The organism is Agrobacterium sp. CNPSo 2736, assembly GCF_004005385.1.
Lineage (GTDB): Bacteria > Pseudomonadota > Alphaproteobacteria > Rhizobiales > Rhizobiaceae > Agrobacterium > Agrobacterium leguminum.
The window spans coordinates 107,494-122,959 of record NZ_RZTX01000007.1 but is presented as its reverse complement, the minus strand read 5'-3'; the positions used below and the strand labels follow the sequence as shown (position 1 = coordinate 122,959).

19 protein-coding genes are annotated in these 15,466 nt (G+C 59.1%); 9 read left to right on the top strand and 10 right to left on the bottom strand.

Going from position 1 to position 15,466, the window contains the following annotated elements:
• The first annotated feature begins 320 nt into the window (after window positions 1–320).
• Complete coding sequence (locus EM858_RS14110; protein ID WP_127756960.1) at window positions 321–1,796, top strand: NAD(P)H-hydrate dehydratase; 1,476 nt, start codon at window positions 321–323, stop codon at window positions 1,794–1,796.
• A gap of 241 nt (window positions 1,797–2,037) precedes the next feature.
• On the opposite strand, the gene EM858_RS14105 is transcribed toward EM858_RS14110, so the two are convergent.
• Together EM858_RS14105 and EM858_RS14100 are read right to left on the bottom strand one after the other, a co-directional pair.
• Entirely contained in the window at window positions 2,038–3,078 is a 1,041-nt protein-coding gene (locus EM858_RS14105; protein ID WP_020810639.1) for a GlxA family transcriptional regulator, read from the bottom strand.
• 271 nt (window positions 3,079–3,349) lie between these two features.
• Window positions 3,350–3,568, bottom strand: a complete 219-nt coding sequence (locus EM858_RS14100) for a hypothetical protein (RefSeq protein ID WP_127756959.1) — start codon at window positions 3,566–3,568, stop codon at window positions 3,350–3,352.
• 126 nt (window positions 3,569–3,694) lie between these two features.
• Here EM858_RS14100 and EM858_RS14095 point away from each other — a divergent pair, with 126 nt between their 5' ends.
• The gene (locus EM858_RS14095) at window positions 3,695–4,633 is read left to right on the top strand and encodes a LysR family transcriptional regulator (RefSeq protein ID WP_020810641.1); all 939 of its coding nucleotides are present in this window, start codon (window positions 3,695–3,697) and stop codon (window positions 4,631–4,633) included.
• 54 nt (window positions 4,634–4,687) lie between these two features.
• On the opposite strand, the gene EM858_RS14090 is transcribed toward EM858_RS14095, so the two are convergent.
• The gene (locus EM858_RS14090) at window positions 4,688–5,608 is read right to left on the bottom strand and encodes a methylenetetrahydrofolate reductase (RefSeq protein ID WP_127756958.1); all 921 of its coding nucleotides are present in this window, start codon (window positions 5,606–5,608) and stop codon (window positions 4,688–4,690) included.
• Between the two features lie 91 nt (window positions 5,609–5,699).
• Complete coding sequence (locus tag EM858_RS14085; protein ID WP_127757060.1) at window positions 5,700–6,476, bottom strand: formyl transferase; 777 nt, start codon at window positions 6,474–6,476, stop codon at window positions 5,700–5,702.
• A 192-nt stretch (window positions 6,477–6,668) separates the two neighbouring features.
• Here EM858_RS14085 and EM858_RS14080 point away from each other — a divergent pair, with 192 nt between their 5' ends.
• Window positions 6,669–6,830, top strand: a complete 162-nt coding sequence (locus EM858_RS14080; protein ID WP_003495552.1) for an entericidin A/B family lipoprotein — start codon at window positions 6,669–6,671, stop codon at window positions 6,828–6,830.
• A gap of 106 nt (window positions 6,831–6,936) precedes the next feature.
• Window positions 6,937–7,701: a phosphodiester glycosidase family protein gene (locus EM858_RS14075; protein WP_127756957.1), complete on the top strand. Its 765-nt coding sequence runs from the start codon at window positions 6,937–6,939 to the stop codon at window positions 7,699–7,701.
• A 9-nt stretch (window positions 7,702–7,710) separates the two neighbouring features.
• Here EM858_RS14075 and EM858_RS14070 read toward each other — a convergent pair whose 3' ends face one another.
• Together EM858_RS14070 and EM858_RS27120 are read right to left on the bottom strand one after the other, a co-directional pair.
• Entirely contained in the window at window positions 7,711–8,061 is a 351-nt protein-coding gene (locus EM858_RS14070; protein ID WP_127756956.1) for a hypothetical protein, read from the bottom strand.
• A gap of 392 nt (window positions 8,062–8,453) precedes the next feature.
• Window positions 8,454–8,720, bottom strand: a complete 267-nt coding sequence (locus tag EM858_RS27120) for a hypothetical protein (protein ID WP_162935857.1) — start codon at window positions 8,718–8,720, stop codon at window positions 8,454–8,456.
• On the opposite strand from EM858_RS27120, the gene EM858_RS14060 reads away from it, so the two are divergent.
• Both EM858_RS14060 and EM858_RS14055 read left to right on the top strand, forming a co-directional pair.
• Window positions 8,719–10,122, top strand: a complete 1,404-nt coding sequence (locus EM858_RS14060; protein WP_059760254.1) for an L-serine ammonia-lyase — start codon at window positions 8,719–8,721, stop codon at window positions 10,120–10,122. The two genes, EM858_RS27120 and EM858_RS14060, sit on opposite strands and share 2 nt — an antisense overlap.
• A 65-nt stretch (window positions 10,123–10,187) precedes the next feature.
• A complete protein-coding gene (locus EM858_RS14055; protein WP_127756955.1) occupies window positions 10,188–10,622 on the top strand; it encodes a DUF1489 family protein in 435 nt (144 codons plus the stop codon).
• Between the two features lie 81 nt (window positions 10,623–10,703).
• Here the strand turns inward: EM858_RS14055 and EM858_RS14050 are convergent, their stop codons facing one another.
• Entirely contained in the window at window positions 10,704–11,312 is a 609-nt protein-coding gene (locus tag EM858_RS14050) for a transglutaminase-like cysteine peptidase (protein ID WP_035260634.1), read from the bottom strand.
• 207 nt (window positions 11,313–11,519) lie between these two features.
• On the opposite strand from EM858_RS14050, the gene EM858_RS14045 reads away from it, so the two are divergent.
• The gene (locus EM858_RS14045) at window positions 11,520–11,804 is read left to right on the top strand and encodes a hypothetical protein (protein WP_236774680.1); all 285 of its coding nucleotides are present in this window, start codon (window positions 11,520–11,522) and stop codon (window positions 11,802–11,804) included.
• A 223-nt stretch (window positions 11,805–12,027) separates the two neighbouring features.
• On the opposite strand, the gene EM858_RS14040 is transcribed toward EM858_RS14045, so the two are convergent.
• Window positions 12,028–12,645, bottom strand: a complete 618-nt coding sequence (locus EM858_RS14040; protein WP_003508056.1) for a PilZ domain-containing protein — start codon at window positions 12,643–12,645, stop codon at window positions 12,028–12,030.
• A gap of 183 nt (window positions 12,646–12,828) precedes the next feature.
• A complete protein-coding gene (locus tag EM858_RS14035; RefSeq protein WP_164865427.1) occupies window positions 12,829–13,386 on the bottom strand; it encodes a PAS domain-containing protein in 558 nt (185 codons plus the stop codon).
• 354 nt (window positions 13,387–13,740) lie between these two features.
• Between EM858_RS14035 and EM858_RS14030 the strand changes: the two genes are divergently transcribed.
• Together EM858_RS14030 and EM858_RS14025 are read left to right on the top strand one after the other, a co-directional pair.
• A complete protein-coding gene (locus tag EM858_RS14030) occupies window positions 13,741–14,478 on the top strand; it encodes a rhomboid family intramembrane serine protease (protein ID WP_003523400.1) in 738 nt (245 codons plus the stop codon).
• Window positions 14,479–14,632: 154 nt separating this feature from the next.
• Window positions 14,633–15,067, top strand: a complete 435-nt coding sequence (locus EM858_RS14025; protein WP_080816834.1) for a CBS domain-containing protein — start codon at window positions 14,633–14,635, stop codon at window positions 15,065–15,067.
• 51 nt (window positions 15,068–15,118) lie between these two features.
• Here the strand turns inward: EM858_RS14025 and EM858_RS14020 are convergent, their stop codons facing one another.
• A complete protein-coding gene (locus EM858_RS14020) occupies window positions 15,119–15,448 on the bottom strand; it encodes a hypothetical protein (protein WP_127756953.1) in 330 nt (109 codons plus the stop codon).
• Window positions 15,449–15,466: the final 18 nt, after the last annotated feature.

The window sequence follows — 15,466 nt, the reverse complement described above, 5'->3', positions numbered from 1 at the left end:
ACTCCCGCTCTGCCACAAGAATGCACGTATTGTGCCAGATCGGAAGCGGGCTTGAAGAAAAAACTTCGATCCCCCGGCTTTCCGACACAAAATGCATTCGCTTTTTGCGCTTTTCCAGCCAATTTCTCGCGGAAACCCGAAAAATCCATCAGCATTTCTGTGAATTTGTATTATTTTAGTTTTTTTGAATATTTGGAAAAGTGCGAGCGGAGCAATGGCTGTTTGTTTATATTTTATGCATTTGTCTATTATTTAGACATGGCTATTTGCTTATTTTTGTATCGATTGCCTTTCCGGCGTTTTGAAGGGATGATCGGGACATGAAATCCCTTCCGCGCCTCTTCCTGATCGACCCTGTTGTCATGGCCCGCATCGATGCGGCGGCCGGGCAATCCGGCATTCCTCTTTATGACCTGATGGAGCGGGCGGGGCAGGCGGTTGCGGCCTCGGTGCTGCGTCACTATCCGCGGGCGCAGCGTTTCGTCGTGCTCTGTGGTGGCGGCAACAATGGCGGCGATGGTTATGTGGCGGCGCGGGCGCTTTTGCAGAGCGGGGCGGTCGTTGCGGTTCATCATCTCGGCGATGTCGGTGCGCTCAGGGGCGATGCACGGACGGCATTCGAGCGGAGCGGCGTGACGCCGCTGCCGCTTGACGGGTATTCCCCTATTGCCGGCGACGTGGTGATCGATGCGGTGTTCGGGGCCGGACTGTCCCGCGATGTTCCGCAGGAGCTTATTCGAGTGATCGAGGCGGTCACGCGGGCGAAGGTGCCGGTTCTCGCCGTCGACCTGCCCTCGGGCCTCTGCGGCAGGCGGGGCGTGCCTCTCGGCGCATCGTTCAGGGCTGAGCGGACGGTGACCTTCATGGCGCGCAAGCCGGGTCATCTGCTGATGCCGGGGCGGGAGCTATGTGGAACTCTCGAGGTGTTCGATATCGGCATTCCGTCCCGCATCCTTGACGCCCATGCGGGGTCAGTGGCGGAAAATAGTCCCCTGATCTGGCGGGATGCCTTGCCTCCTGCCGATATGGAAACCCACAAATTCCGTCGCGGGCATCTGACCGTCTTTTCCGGTCCGGCCCATGCGACGGGCGCAAGCCGCATGACCGCGCTTTCGGCACTGAAGGCGGGGGCGGGGATCGTCACCATCGCTGCTCCGAGGCAAGCGCTCGACGTGCTGTCCGTTACGCTGACGGCGGTGATGAACGCACAGGTGGACGATGCCGACGATCTGCAGTCGTGGCTGGAGGATGGGCGTCATGGCACCTTCGTTCTCGGCCCGGGTTTCGGCGACCTCGAAAAGGCGCGGCAATTCGTGTCCTTGCTTGGAGACAGGGCTGTGGTGCTGGATGCCGATGCGATCACGGCTTTCAGGGATCACAAGGAGGCCCTGTTTGCCCTTGTCACGTCAGGCACGGGCAAATTCGTGCTGACGCCGCATGAGGGCGAGTTTGCGCGACTTTTTCCCGATCTTGCCGCCGACAGGATGCTGAGCAAGATCGAGAAGGCGCAGGCCGCCTCGGCCCGCAGCGGCGCCGTGCTGGTCTATAAGGGCGCGGACACGGTGATTGCCGCGCCGGATGGGTGGGCGCTGGTCAACACCAATGCTCCCGCGAGCCTCGCGACGGCTGGATCAGGGGATGTGCTGGCCGGTATCATCGGCGCGCTGCTGGCGCAGGGCACGCCTGCCTTCGAGGCGGCTGCGGCCGGGGTCTGGCTGCATGGCGAGGCCGGCCACCGGGCGGGAGACGGCTTGACGGCGGAGGACCTTGCCCATGCGGTCCGGCCGTTTGGGTGAATTGGTCTGATTGTGTTTGCTAGCCGCTGACAGATTCGGTGGTTTAGCAAAGTTCCATCATCCCCACTCCGTCACCCCGGACTTGATCCGGGGTCCAGCGCGATCAAGTCCTTGATCGCGAAAGACTCTTCTCACGGCGCAGACGCGCCGTGACTGGATGCCGGATCAAGTCCGGCATGACGGAGGAGAGTTTTTTTATCCTGAAACAAGCTCCGTCGTGTTTGTAGCCTTTACCACGCATTCAATGCGCGGCCTTGCCTGCCTGGCTCGCCATCGCCATCCGCGAGGCGCTGATCAGCAGCTTGCGCTCGGCGCGTTCCTGCTGCGGCGTGCGATTGTAGATTTCGCGATAACACTTGGAAAAATGCGAGGCGGAGACGAAACCGCAGGCGACGGCGACTTCGACCACCGGCATGGCCGATTGCACCAGCAGGTGGCGGGCGCGGTCGAGGCGGATTTCGAGATAATAGCGGGCGGGCGAGCGGCCCATTTCTTGGCGGAAGAGGCGTTCCACCTGCCGGCGCGACAGATCGGCGGCATCGGCGATATCGAGCAGCGACAACGGTTCGGCAAGATTGCCTTCCATCAATTCGATGATCGACAGAACCTTGCTGTTCTGCACGCCGAGGCGCGCGCGCAGCGGCAGGCGCTGGCGGTCATTGGGGCTGCGCACCCGGTCGGTCAATTGCTGTTCGCAGACGCGGTTGACGAGGTTTTCGCCGAAATCCTGGCCGATCAGGCTCAGCATCATGTCGAGCGAGGCCGTGCCGCCGGCGCAGGTATAGATGTTGCTGTCGACTTCGAAGAGATCGGCATATACTTCCACCTGCGGGAAGGCTTCGGAAAAACCGGGCAGGTTTTCCCAGTGGATCGCGCAGCGCTTGCCGTTCAAAAGGCCCGCCTGTGCGAGAATATGGGCGGCGGTACAGAGGCTGCCGATGGCGATGCCGCGATTATAGGCTTCGCGCAGCCAGGCATTGACGGATTTGTTGATGTGTTGATCCACATCGATGCCCGAACAGATGATCGCCATTTCCGGGCGGTTTTCGCCGCTGACGTAGCGCCGCTCATCGGCAAGACAGGTATCGGGCTCAAGACAGATGCCGCTTGACGACATGACCTTCTGGCCATCGAGCGAGGATAGGCGCCACTCATAGGCCTGATAGCCCAACATTCGGTTGGCGATGCGAAGCGTTTCAACCGCTGCGGCGAATGGCAGCATGGTAAATTGCGGAATGAGAAAAAAGACGATTGAGCGCTTCTTCTGGGAGTTTCTGCTCATTTGCCCGTGCTCCGTTGCGAATACGCAATTCCTCCCTTGGAATTGGTCTTCTGGATGTCCTGTTTACGACATCTTTAACGAAAAATACGCCGTGGAATCGGGGCTGTCAAAAAATAGCTTTTGAAATATGCAAATTTTGCGACAAGCCTTTAAAAAAGGCGGTGTGTCGCATGTAAAACAGGCAGGCTATTTTGCGCCCTTGTCCTTCCATTCGAAGGACGGGCAGGGATGGCTCGCACGTCTGGAAACGTTGCGAGCCACCGGGTGAATATCATCTGCGGATGACGTTTATGCGGCTGTTGTCCGTCGTCGGCCATCCGATATCCTTCAATGTTTCAGGCGGCAATGCCTCCAGTGCGCGAAGCATTTTTTCGCGGCGCCATGCGGCGTAACGGGCGGCAACATGGTCGGACAGGCGATGGAGCCAGCCGGTGGATGACGGGCGGTGCGAGGAACGGTTCGCCACGGGGAGATAATGTATCATGGTCATGTCTTGATCCTTTCCTGAACCACGATCCTGTTTGCGACTTCGGTATGCGCTTGCCGACGAGGCTAAATCCGCCCCGTCAATCGATGTCCCGGATGGTGCGCGCTTGTTGACATTCAATCAAACGAAATGATATCCATCTATAAATCAAAATATTTGAAGGTGCGTGCCATGACCGTGACTTTCCGCCAACCGCTGCCGTTGCTGGATAACGACATATTGAGAACCTTCGTCGCCATCGCGGAAACGGGAAATTTCTCCACCGCCGCAGAAGTGGTGTTCAGAACGCCCTCCGCCGTTTCCATGCAGATCAAGAAGCTTGAAGAGCAGTTGAAAACGACGCTTTTCCTGCGCGATGCCCGCTCGGTGACATTGACGGCGCATGGGGAGACGCTTCTGACCTATGCGCGGCGCATGATTGCGCTGTCCAACGAGGCCGTGTCGCGTTTCGTCATGCCCGAGCTTTCCGGCGTCGTCCGTCTCGGCGCGCCGGAGGATATTGGCGAGCGTGGCTTGCTGCCGGGCATTCTCAAGCGTTTTGCCGAAGCTTTCCCCGGCATCATGATCGATGTCACCATCGATTCCAGCTCCAATCTCTATAAGCGCATGGATGAGCAGAGGCTCGATCTTGCCCTCGTCAACTGCGCCTCCCATCCCCTTCGGGATACGGGCGAGGTGCTGATGCGCGAGCGTCTGGTCTGGGCGGGCGCCAAATGCGGCACGGCCTATCTGCGCGATCCGCTGCCGATCTCCATCTGGGAAGAGGGTTGCATCTGGCGCTCGGAAGCGATCCATTCGCTGGAAAAGCGCGGCCGCAATTTCCGCGTGGCCTATCTCAGCGGCCATACCATGGCGCAGCGCGCGGCGATTGCCGCCGATCTCGCCATTGCGCCGCTGCCGCGATCCTATGTGCAGAACGACATGGTCATTCTGGGCGACAAGGAAGGCCTGCCGGAACTCGGCTGTTTCGATATCCGCCTGATCATGGGTGACAAGGCGTCCCGCCCTGTTCTTGCCGTGGCTGAAAGCATTCGAAACGCTTTTGTCGAAGTCGCCAAGGCGGCCTGAGAACTTGGCAGTGCGCGGCGGCCGTGGCCCGTCGCGCCGTTAGAATCGCGGTTTTTAGCCCGCCATCGAATCCGGCGATGCCGAACGGTCCACCGCGCCGGTTTGCCAGCTTCCACGCTTGACCAGCCAGTCAGCCGAATTCTGCAATCCGCCGAAGGGGAAGACGTGAATTTGCCGGATCGGCCCTTGCGGATTGGCCTGCCAGTGCCGCTCGATGGGTCCGACGATGCTTTCCGGTGAATGGCCCTTGGCGAGCGTCGTCAGCGAAAGCGCGTTCTTCTTGAGGTAGGCGATGGAATTGCCGACGCCGCAGAGCGCGGCATATTTCAGAAGCGTCGTGATCTTGGCCGGGCCGGAAACGCCGATATGCACCGGAAGCTCGATGCCTGACGCCGCTAACCCTTCCGCCCAGGCGATGAAACGCGCGGGATCGAAACCGAACTGGGTGACGATGCGCATTGCGGCATCGCTTCTTTCGGCAAAATCGCGTTTCAGCCTGAGTGCGGCCATCGCCGTTTCGTCGTTGAAATCCGGGCTGCCTTCCGGGTGGCCGGCGATGGCGATCTGTCTTATGCCGCAACGGTCGAAAATGCCGGTGGACAGCATGTCCATGCTGGATGCGAAGGAGCCGGCCGGCCGGTCCACGCCGCCGCCGACAACCAGAACATCGGTTACGCCCGCTTCTCCGGCAAGGCGTTTTACCTGTTCCTCAAACGCTGCGCGGGAGGGGATGCGCCGCGCTGCAAGATGCGGCACCGGCTCGTAACCGAGGTCGCGCAAATGTCCTGCGGCTTCGACGACCCTTTCCTGCGAGGCCGCTCCAGTGTCGGTGAGATAGACGCGCACACCCTGCGGAAAGAGACCGGCAAGGTCGGTCGAGCCAAGCACCTGCGCGGGCGAGGCTTCGATGGAGGCGGGAATGATGGAAGCGGTGGAAATATCGGGCAATTTGTGCGTGATCCTTTTTATTATCATGCACCTATTTTATCGCGAAGTCTGTGCCTGTTGCGGCAAGACAGGCTTGCATCTGCGACGAAGCTCGGCCCCAATCCCCTGACGCGCGGTTTCACCATATCCGTTTCGTCAGGCCGTTCCAAAGCCATGTCCAGATGGTCGGCGGGAAGCGCAGTACCGATTTGCCGGGTGAGGGCGGCTGCGGCGCGAGGCTGCCGGAAAGGGCGTCCTCGATGGCGCTGACGGCGATATCCACCGAAGCGGCGGTCAAAAGCAGCGGATAGGTGGCGATCGTGTCGGAAGGGGATGGTTTCAGCCGCTTCTCGTAGAGCGTGGCGCCGGTATCCACGCCCTTGTCGACCATATGCACGGTCGCGCCGAAATTGCCGCGGTCTTTTTCCACCAGCGCCCAGTATCCGCCCATCTGCCCACGATAGGCGGGGTTGATGCCGGCGTGGAAATTGATGACCGGGCATTGCAGGGCCTGAAGCGTGGTCGGCGTCAGCAGGCGGCAGGAAATGGTGAAGATCGCCGCCGGTTTCAGCAGATTGGCGGCCTTGCGGCATTCCTCATCGTTGAGCGAGGCGAATTGGGTGACGGGGAGGCTGTGATGGAGATCGGGAGAAAGGCCGTGTTCGGCGATGATCGCATCGCTTCTGCGAACCGTGAAGCGTTTGCCGAGCCGCGAGGCGATCATCGTCGCCATCTGGCCCGCAGCGACAATCCAGCCGAGCCTTCGCGCGCGCCGCCTGAGAATGACCGACTTGCTTTCCGGCTGCTCCATGAAAACATGGATGTCGGGAAATCGGGCCGCCAGCGCATTGATCATGACATTGGGGTTCACCCCGCCAGCCGTCATCACCAGAAGCCGATTGTTGATGTCAGTCATATCACCCACGGGATTTTCCTAAGCCATGATCCAGACGCCGAGTTTCACGCGTGAACTTCAAAACCATGTTAATTTTCATCGACAGGATTTTTTGAAATGCCGCTGGAACGGATTTTTGGGACTCACGTTATTGTGACGCATATCACATCGGTACTTGCCTTTGGACGGCAAGTCATAGGGGAGTAGTTTCACATGATCACACGCATTCTTTCGACCGTTTTCGTGGCTTTGTTGACCGTTGTCACCCTGAGCTCCTGCGGTAACACCATTCGCGGCATGGGTCGGGACACGGCGAACGCCGTCGACGCGACGCAGGATGCCGGCCGCAATGTGGACCGCGCCGCACGTCGCTGACAACATCTCCCCTTAAAGGTCCGGCGTCATCCTGAAACACGGGTGACGCCTTTTCTTTGTCCGAATTTTCCTGCGAATGTGCCCGGACGAGAATCACGGGGCGGGCATGAACGGATCGATGAAAAGACTGGCCAAGCTACTGTTGCCATTGCTGTTGCCGTTTTCGGCTCAGGCCGGCGGGCAGGCGGATTTCTGCAGGATCATGGACCATGCGGGCGGTCGTTATACCGTCTGCAGTTTCGATCCGGCAAAAAGCACCATCCGTATTTACGACCGCGATCATGTCTCCGGCCAGGGATATGGCTCCTTTGCCGCTCTCTCCTCGGCGCTGTGGCGGCAGCACATGTTCAGCGTCTTTGCCATGAATGGCGGCATGTACCATTCGGACTATTCCCCCGTCGGGCTCTTTATCGAAAATGGCATCGAACGCTCGCCGATCAGCACCGGCGGCGGCTGGGGCAATTTTCATCTTCTGCCCAATGGCGTGTTTTATCTGAAGGGGACTGCGGCCGGCGTGCTGGAAACGCAGGCCTATCTGGCGGCCGGCGTAAAACCGGATTTCGCCACGCAATCCGGGCCGATGCTCGTCATCGATGGCAAGCTGCATCCGCGTTTTCTGCCCGATAGCGACAGCCTGAAGCGGCGTAACGGCGTCGGCGTTTCCCGCGATGGCATGGTGCATTTCGCCATTTCGGAAAATACCGTGCGCTTTTACGATTTCGCCACGCTGTTCAGGGATGTGCTGGACGCGCCGAATGCGCTCTATCTCGACGGCACCATATCCAGCGTCGATATTCCCGCAATGAAAAGGCGGGACTCGCTGTTTCCGATGGGGCCGATCATCGCCGTTGTCGACAGGGTGCCGGATTAACCTGAACGATCAGATCGACGCCTTGGGATAGGCTTTTTCGAGACCGGCCGATGCCGTCAGCCCCTTGCGGAAGGCGAGAAAAGCGGGGTGCTGGCTCGCCCTTGCGGTTTCCGTGATGCGGATCTGCAGCCGGGCAGGGGCATTGCCGCCAAGCCATTCGCCGGTCGTTTCCAGCTTCAGGCTGTTGAGGAAGCGGGCATTGGTCTGCTGGTCGAGATAAAGATTGAGGCCAGCCAGCAGGTTCTCGTCCTGCAGGGCGTTTTCCATCAACAGCAGCACCCAGGCTTTATCCTCGCTTGCAAGCGAAGTGAGTTTCGACGCGACCGTTTCGCGATCAGGAAAGGAGGATGCCTGCTGCATGGGGTGACTCGCATCGTTGCCGTTGTCATCGTGGATAAAGCAGCACTGGCAGCCTTTCAAGGCGCGGCGCTTTAGCGCAAGAAATTCGACCGCAAGGTGTTTGGCTGGCGGGGTTTTCAACAGGTGTTTGTAGGAAAGCTTTAAATAACGGTTACACTTTAGCCTAAATTGCGGCGAAGCCTAAAATGGCGCTTATGCGGGCCTCACGCTAACACCTTGTTTTTTCACATACCTATGCACGGGGCGAATGGCAGCCTGTCGAAAACGCCTTCATTTAGCCGCTTTTTGCATTTGCCTTCGCCGCCGGATTTTAATAAATGCTTGCCTCAACGGGCCGGGTCTTGAAGATCCCCCGGAGAGTGAATAGCTGGAGTAATCATGGAAGAAACCGCTCAGAAATCCTGCTGGGGCGTCACCTTGCGCGCACTTGCAGGCTTTGCCGCTTTTCTCGCATTGACGTACATTTTTGGCAGCCCATAAGCATCTCTCCTGAATGACGGGTTTTGAAACGGCGCGGTTTTCCTTTGGAAACCGTGCTGTTTTCGTTTGAAGGCAATTATGTCGCAGCTGCGCAAACCGCTGACGCTCTTTTGTGGCGATCCGTTTCGGCTTTGGATATGATGGTGGTGGAATCCATTCTTATTCAAGGCGAACTTCATGTTTCTTTCGGTCTTTGACGTCTTCAAGATCGGTATCGGTCCTTCGAGCTCCCATACGATGGGGCCGATGACGGCAGCCAACCGCTTTCTGGCGCTGATCCTCAGCGATGAGTGGCCGCGGCCGGCAGGCGCGGCCGTTGCGCAACTGAAGGTCAGTCTGCATGGCTCGCTCGCCTTTACCGGCATCGGCCACGGTACCGGGCGTGCCGTGATCCTCGGTCTCACCGGCGAACGGCCGGATATTGTCGACCCCGATGCGATGGACGCCATCATCGAGACGGTGGAAAAGGCCGGTGCCGTGACGCCGCCCGGCCATCCGTCCTATGTGTTCCGCCCGGCCGAAGATCTGGTCTTCGACAAGAAGAACCCGCTGCCCGGCCATGCCAACGGCATGACCTTTTCCGCCTTCGACAATCAGGGCAGGCTGCTCATCAAGCGCATCTATTATTCCGTCGGCGGCGGTTTCGTCGTGACCGATACGGAGCTGGAGGCGATCAAGCAGCGCGGCAAGACCATCGATAACGGTCCGCGCGTGCCTTATCCCTTCGCCACCGCGCGGGAGATGCTGGATATGGCGGCCCGTTCCGGCCGCACCATCGCCCAGATGAAGCGGGCCAACGAGGAGACGGTGGTTTCCCGCGAGGAGCTGAACGAGCGTCTCGACCAGATATGGGAAGCGATGAACGGCTGCATCGAGCGCGGTCTGAAAGTGGACGGCATCATGCCTGGCGGCCTGAAGGTGCGCCGCCGCGCCCGCTCCATTTACGAGAAGCTGAATGCGGAATGGCGCAGCAACCGGCTGAACCCGGTCATGGCCAATGACTGGCTGAGCGTTTACGCCATGGCCGTGAACGAGGAAAATGCCGCCGGCGGCCGCGTGGTGACTGCGCCGACCAACGGTGCGGCAGGCGTCGTTCCGGCCACCGTCAGATATTTCCGGCATTTCCATGAGGATGCGAGCGTCGATGACGTGCGCGACTTTTTGCTGACGGCGGCCGCCATTGGCGGCATCATCAAGCACAATGCCTCGATTTCAGGCGCGGAAGTGGGCTGTCAGGGCGAGGTGGGTTCGGCTTCCGCCATGGCGGCGGCAGGCCTTGCCGCGGTCATGGGCGGATCGCCGGAACAGGTGGAAAATGCCGCCGAGATCGCGCTCGAGCATCATCTCGGCATGACCTGCGATCCGATTGCCGGGCTTGTGCAGGTGCCGTGCATCGAACGTAATGCCATGGGCGCGGTGAAAGCGGTGACGGCGGCCTCTCTGGCGCTGAAGGGCGACGGCCAGCATTTCGTGCCGCTCGATGCCTGTATCGAGACCATGCGCCAGACCGGCAACGACATGAGCGAGAAATACAAGGAAACCTCCACGGGCGGCCTTGCCGTGAACGTTGTGGAGTGCTGAACGGGCAGGGCGTCAGGCATTGTTGCCATGCTTGACGCCCGCCGCAAAAAGGCATTGATAGAACCATGCCTTTACATCTCATCAAACTTTGCGTTGGCGCGGATTCAATCCAGGACTTGAGAGACTGGGTCGCGCATCGTGCTCTGACTGCAATTGCCGCGGGCCTCGAGCCGCATAGCGTCCACACCACCCGCATGATCCCGAAACGTGTCGAGGAATTGCTCGACGGCGGTTCGCTCTACTGGGTCATCAAGGGGCAGGTTCAGGCGCGGCAGAAACTTCTCGATATCCGCTCCTTCAAGGGCGAAGACGGTATCTCCCGCTGCGATCTCATTCTCGGCCCGGAGGTCATCGAAACCTCACCTGCGCCGAAGCGCCCGTTTCAGGGCTGGCGTTACCTGAAGGACGACGAGGCGCCCCGCGATCTCGGCGGCGGCACGGGCGGCGAGGACATGCCTTCCGATCTCAGGCGGGAACTGGCGGAGCTTGGGCTGCTCTGACGCTTAACGGATTTGAACATGAAAAAGCCGGCCCCTTGCGGAGCCGGCTTTTTCATTTGGGGAGACGGGTCGGTCGTGCGGTTAGTTGATGCCGCCGACCGCATTGGTGGCGCGACCATCCTGAATTTTGACCCAGCGGCCGGGATTGGCGGTGTCCTGGCGCTTCAGGTAGGTATATTCGGTTTCCGACCAGTTCATGACCTTGTTGCGCATGTTGTCGAGAACGAAATCGCCACGATCGGTGCGGACGGTCAGAACGGCATGGCCTTCGCCATTCGGCTGCAGAACCACGGTGATCAAGAGGTTGGAGGCAGAGAAGCCCTTGTTCATCAGCATCTTGCGCTTCAGGAGCACGAAGTCTTCGCAATCGCCGACCGTGGTGGGATAGGCCCAGCGTTCTTCGACGCCATAGATTTCCATGTCGGTCATCGGCGTGATGGTGGTGTTGACGGTGTAGTTGACGTCGAGCATCGTCTTCCAGCGCTCTTCGGTCAGCTTCATCGGGCCGTTGTCCAGCGAGGTCGGCTGGCATTCGCTCTGATAGGTCTGGCAGAATTCATAGTGGCCGATCGGCGGATTGGCCTTGCCGATGACGCGCATGACGGCGGCCGGCGAGGCGCTTGCCTGATGCGCGAAGGCGCTGACGATGAATGCGATCAGAGTGAAAACGAAACGGTTGTTCTTGTTCATTGCTTGTCTCCCCGTGGTGAGGAGACATTCGCAGGTATATTTTGACCCGGCGGAAATTTGCGAAGCGCAATTTGAGCTTAAATTTCAGCAAATTAGCCGTTGTTTTGAACTGTATTCGAACTAGTTTTTATGCGTGTTTAAAGCAAATTTTATTACAATTTTACGCATCCTGGCTTTAGGTTTTTGGTAGCCATCTAGACCGCTGTATTGACAGCGGTTTTCCGCGTCCTGCGGTTTCCGTGGTCGCGCGCGGCCGGCTTGTGGCGCGTGGCGAAGAGGTGGATTTCCCGTTTTGGGATGGCTGTTTCAGGCTGGTACAGGCCGGAAAAAGCGACAAAAAAACTTCAAAAAAACTGCATTTTTTTCTGGAAAAAAGTTTTGCGGCGCGATTTTCGTGCCGTTGATGATCTGGCCAAGGGCGCAACATGTTCCGCCGCGCTCATCCTTTTTACCGATTATGGTGGATCCAGGTCGGTCTGCCGCATGCCATAGGCGTCAGGGTATGAAAATGGGAGTTCGGTAGCGAGAAGTGGGAATAAAGCACCTGACGCCAGGAGCGGCTGGTGAACCCGATATGGGCGAAGACAGAGCATAGACCGCCAAGGCGCCGTCCGGGAATCTTCGCAATTATGCGATTGGGGCGAGCGCAAAACGTGCCAAAAATGCCGTACGCATTCTTACGGGCGCAAAACCTGCCGTGTCCGGGTGGAACTGCTTAGAGAAATTCGATCAGTGCGTCGGGCGACTGGACGCGGTCGAATTCGACGGCGACGCCTTCCATGAAGTGGCGCACGATCTTGCCGCTCATGTTCTTGCCGAGCTGGACCCGGCTTCCGAGCGGCGGCCGGTTTTCGATCTCGATTGCCGCACCCGACAGGGAAAGGTCGATCAGCCGGCAGGCGACGAGCACGCCGTCTTCCAGAACGAGCTGTGCTCTCGCATTGCGCGGCGTCAGGCGGTCGTGGCGACGGTCTTCCGGCAGGCCGAGCAATTGGCGCTTGGCGATCCAGGCGAGCTGCGCGGCGAGTTTTTCCCGCTTGCGCTCCGGCGCGTTGATGGCGATGAGGAAGCCCGATGCGGTGAGCGATGTCACCGTGCCTTCGATCCGGCCGATATGCTGGAGATAGGCGATGACGCGGTCACCGTGGCGGGCAATGCCCGAGCAGGTGAACTGCGCCCTTTCGGCGGTCATCTCGGTCGCGGTGCAATCATATTCTTCATGGTCGGGCAACATCAGGCGGCCGGTGAAGGACACACGGACGGCGTCGTCGAGATGAGCTTCCTCAACCGGACGCAGGATTTGGGCGGTGTTGACCGAGCGGGACGAAAACATGGGCAGCGCAATTGTAATGAATGATGACGGTAAGTTTCTACCTTGCGCGAGTTAACAGACTGTATTGTTTAATCTCTACAATTTTTCTGATCGGCAATATCGTTACAGTTCTGACGTATTTTTTTGAGATTCCGGTGCTGCCGGACCTCTCCTGGAGGGGCGGGGAGCGTTGGAACAGGTCCGTCAGCAGCTTTCGGCGCGCGGTGTATCCTCGGCCCCCTTGTTCACCGGATACCCTGCCGGTGCGATGTCCAGGCGCAGCAGGCGGCTGCTTTGCATGGACAGGCACTGGATGGGCGCGGCGAATTCGTGTCGTGGCCGCTCCGCAAGCAGCGCTCCGAGCAGCCTTGGGGCGGCGTCGGGATCGGTGCGCAGCGGCAGGAGCAGCATTTCGAATGCCAGCGGTGCCGCGCCATAGCTGTCCTCCGCCTCGACATCGAAGACCACGGGCAACTGGTGGTGCAGGATGCCGCGCGCGACACGGCAGGGGAAGACGGCATTTGCCGGCTGCCACAATTCCGAAAATGGGCGATCCCGCAATTCCCGGCCGAACAGATCGCAAAGACGAGTACCGGCAAGGCGGAAGAACGGGGTGTTCTCTCCCTTGTCCGTGAGGATAAAAAGATCGCCAAGGTGATGTTTCAGCTTTGCGGGATCGATGTCCTCGCGTCGCGGGGCCGATCGTTTGCCGCGCAGTTCATCCCAATAGGCATATATGTCCAGTCCGGCCATGCTCTTCATAGCATCTCTCCATGTTCGTTTTTGGGACATCATGTCCATCCGAACGTCTGTATCTGGAGGTGTAGCGATTTTCGTGCCAAGCGGATTTGTTAAGGTTAACAAAGGGTTGATATTGCCCGGTGGCGATAGTCGTGGCATCGGAGCGGCCATGTCGGGGAAAGCTCCGTCAGCACAATTCGATGGCGTCGCCTGTTATTTTAAGGCGAGCCCGCAAGCCGGACCGCCCGCGGCCCGGCGTCCTTGCCGATAGCGGTTTGGGCGTCGAGCGCTTCAAGGGCGGGACGGCTTTTTTTTCGTTCGGGCTTCCTATATTGCTCGGGGAACGCAAAATTCGACCAAGACAGGGATGGGATCATGTCCTATGGGGACGGCGAACAGCCGCCGGTTTCGGAAACGCCGGAGCCGAAAGACGACACGAACAATCCCGTCTTCAACCTGCCATCGCTGCTGGTCGGCATTCTGGCCGCGCTGATCGTCGCTTATGTCGTTCCCGCCTATCTTCTGTCGGAGGAAGGTAATGGTTGGTTCATCTTCACCTTCGGCTTCATTCCGCTACGTTATGCGGTGCCGTTTTCCCAGCAGGGGCTGGAATGGCTCTGGACGCCGGTGACCTATTCTTTCCTGCATGGCGGCATCGAGCACATTCTCTTTAACGGATTGTGGCTGATGGCCTTCGGAGCGCCCGTTCTGCGCCGGATCGGAACAGTGCGCTTCGTGCTGTTATGGTGCATTTCCGCCGCCGTTTCCGCCTTCGGTCATGCGGCGCTGAACTGGGGCGATGTGACGGTGCTGATCGGGGCGTCGGGTGTGGTTTCGGCGCTGATGGGGGCGGCCTGCCGCTTCGCTTTCCCGGCACGTGGCGGATATAGCGCCTCCTTCGGCCATCTGATGCCGCGGCAGAGCATTCTTGGGGCGCTTTCCAACCGCACCGTGCTGATCTTCACGCTGATGTGGCTGTTCGGCAATGTGCTGATCGCGGTCGGCGTGCCGCTATTCGGCGATGTCGGCGGTGAAATTGCCTGGGATGCGCACGTCTTCGGCTTTCTGCTCGGTTTCCTGTTCTTCGGGCTTTTCGATAGAAGACTGGTCTGAGCCGATCACGCTCCTTGTCGGCCGTGGCGCAAATTTGCTTTCGCGCGTCCCATCCGGGATTGCATTCATGCCGACCTCAGCGCACCATATCCCCTGATTTGCAACCGCCGGGGGAGACTGCGGCGCTGCGTATCGCTGAAAAGAGGAGGAAGGCATGCCAACATTCGTAAAGGATCTTCTCGACCGCAAGGGCCGGGACGTCGTGACTGTCGGTCCTGAGGTCAGCATCGGCGAGGCGGCGGGAACGCTGCACGCGCATAAGATCGGTTCCGTTGTCGTGACCGATGGCGATGGCGTCGTTCTCGGCATTTTCACGGAGCGCGATCTCGTAAAGGCCGTGGCGGGCCAGGGTGCCGCTTCCCTCCAGCAATCCGTGTCGGTGGCCATGACCAAGAATGTCATTCGCTGTCATCACAATTCCACCACCGATGAGTTGATGGAAATCATGACGGGCGGGCGCTTCAGGCATGTGCCGGTTGAAGAGAACGGCCGCCTTGCCGGCATCATTTCCATCGGTGACGTGGTAAAGGCGCGGATTGGCGAGATCGAAGCCGAAGCGGAGCACATCAAGGCCTATATTGCCGGATGATCCTGCGTCCCGGCGTGCAATGGCTGGAAAAGCTTCAGTCCGGGCCGGGACTCATACATCGCCTTCCGTCACGTATCGCCATTGAAGAAAGTCGGCTATTTTGGTGGATATTTCCACGTAGAAGTCTCGCTGTGGATGATCGGCGCAGACGATTTCAACCCGATTGAACTGTGAAATCAATTCGCCGCCGCTTGACCAGTTGCCATCGGCCGTTCCTTTCACGATGGTGATGTCGATCCACGGCTGACCCTCCGCCGACGCAAAGGTGACATCGTTTGTCCGTTTGAGTTCAGGTTGTTCTTCCAGAAACCCGATCAATCGATTCGTGTCGCACAGTGTGTTTTCGTCGGTCGGGGGCAGGATTGAGATATACCAATACATGGTCTCACCACGGCTGGG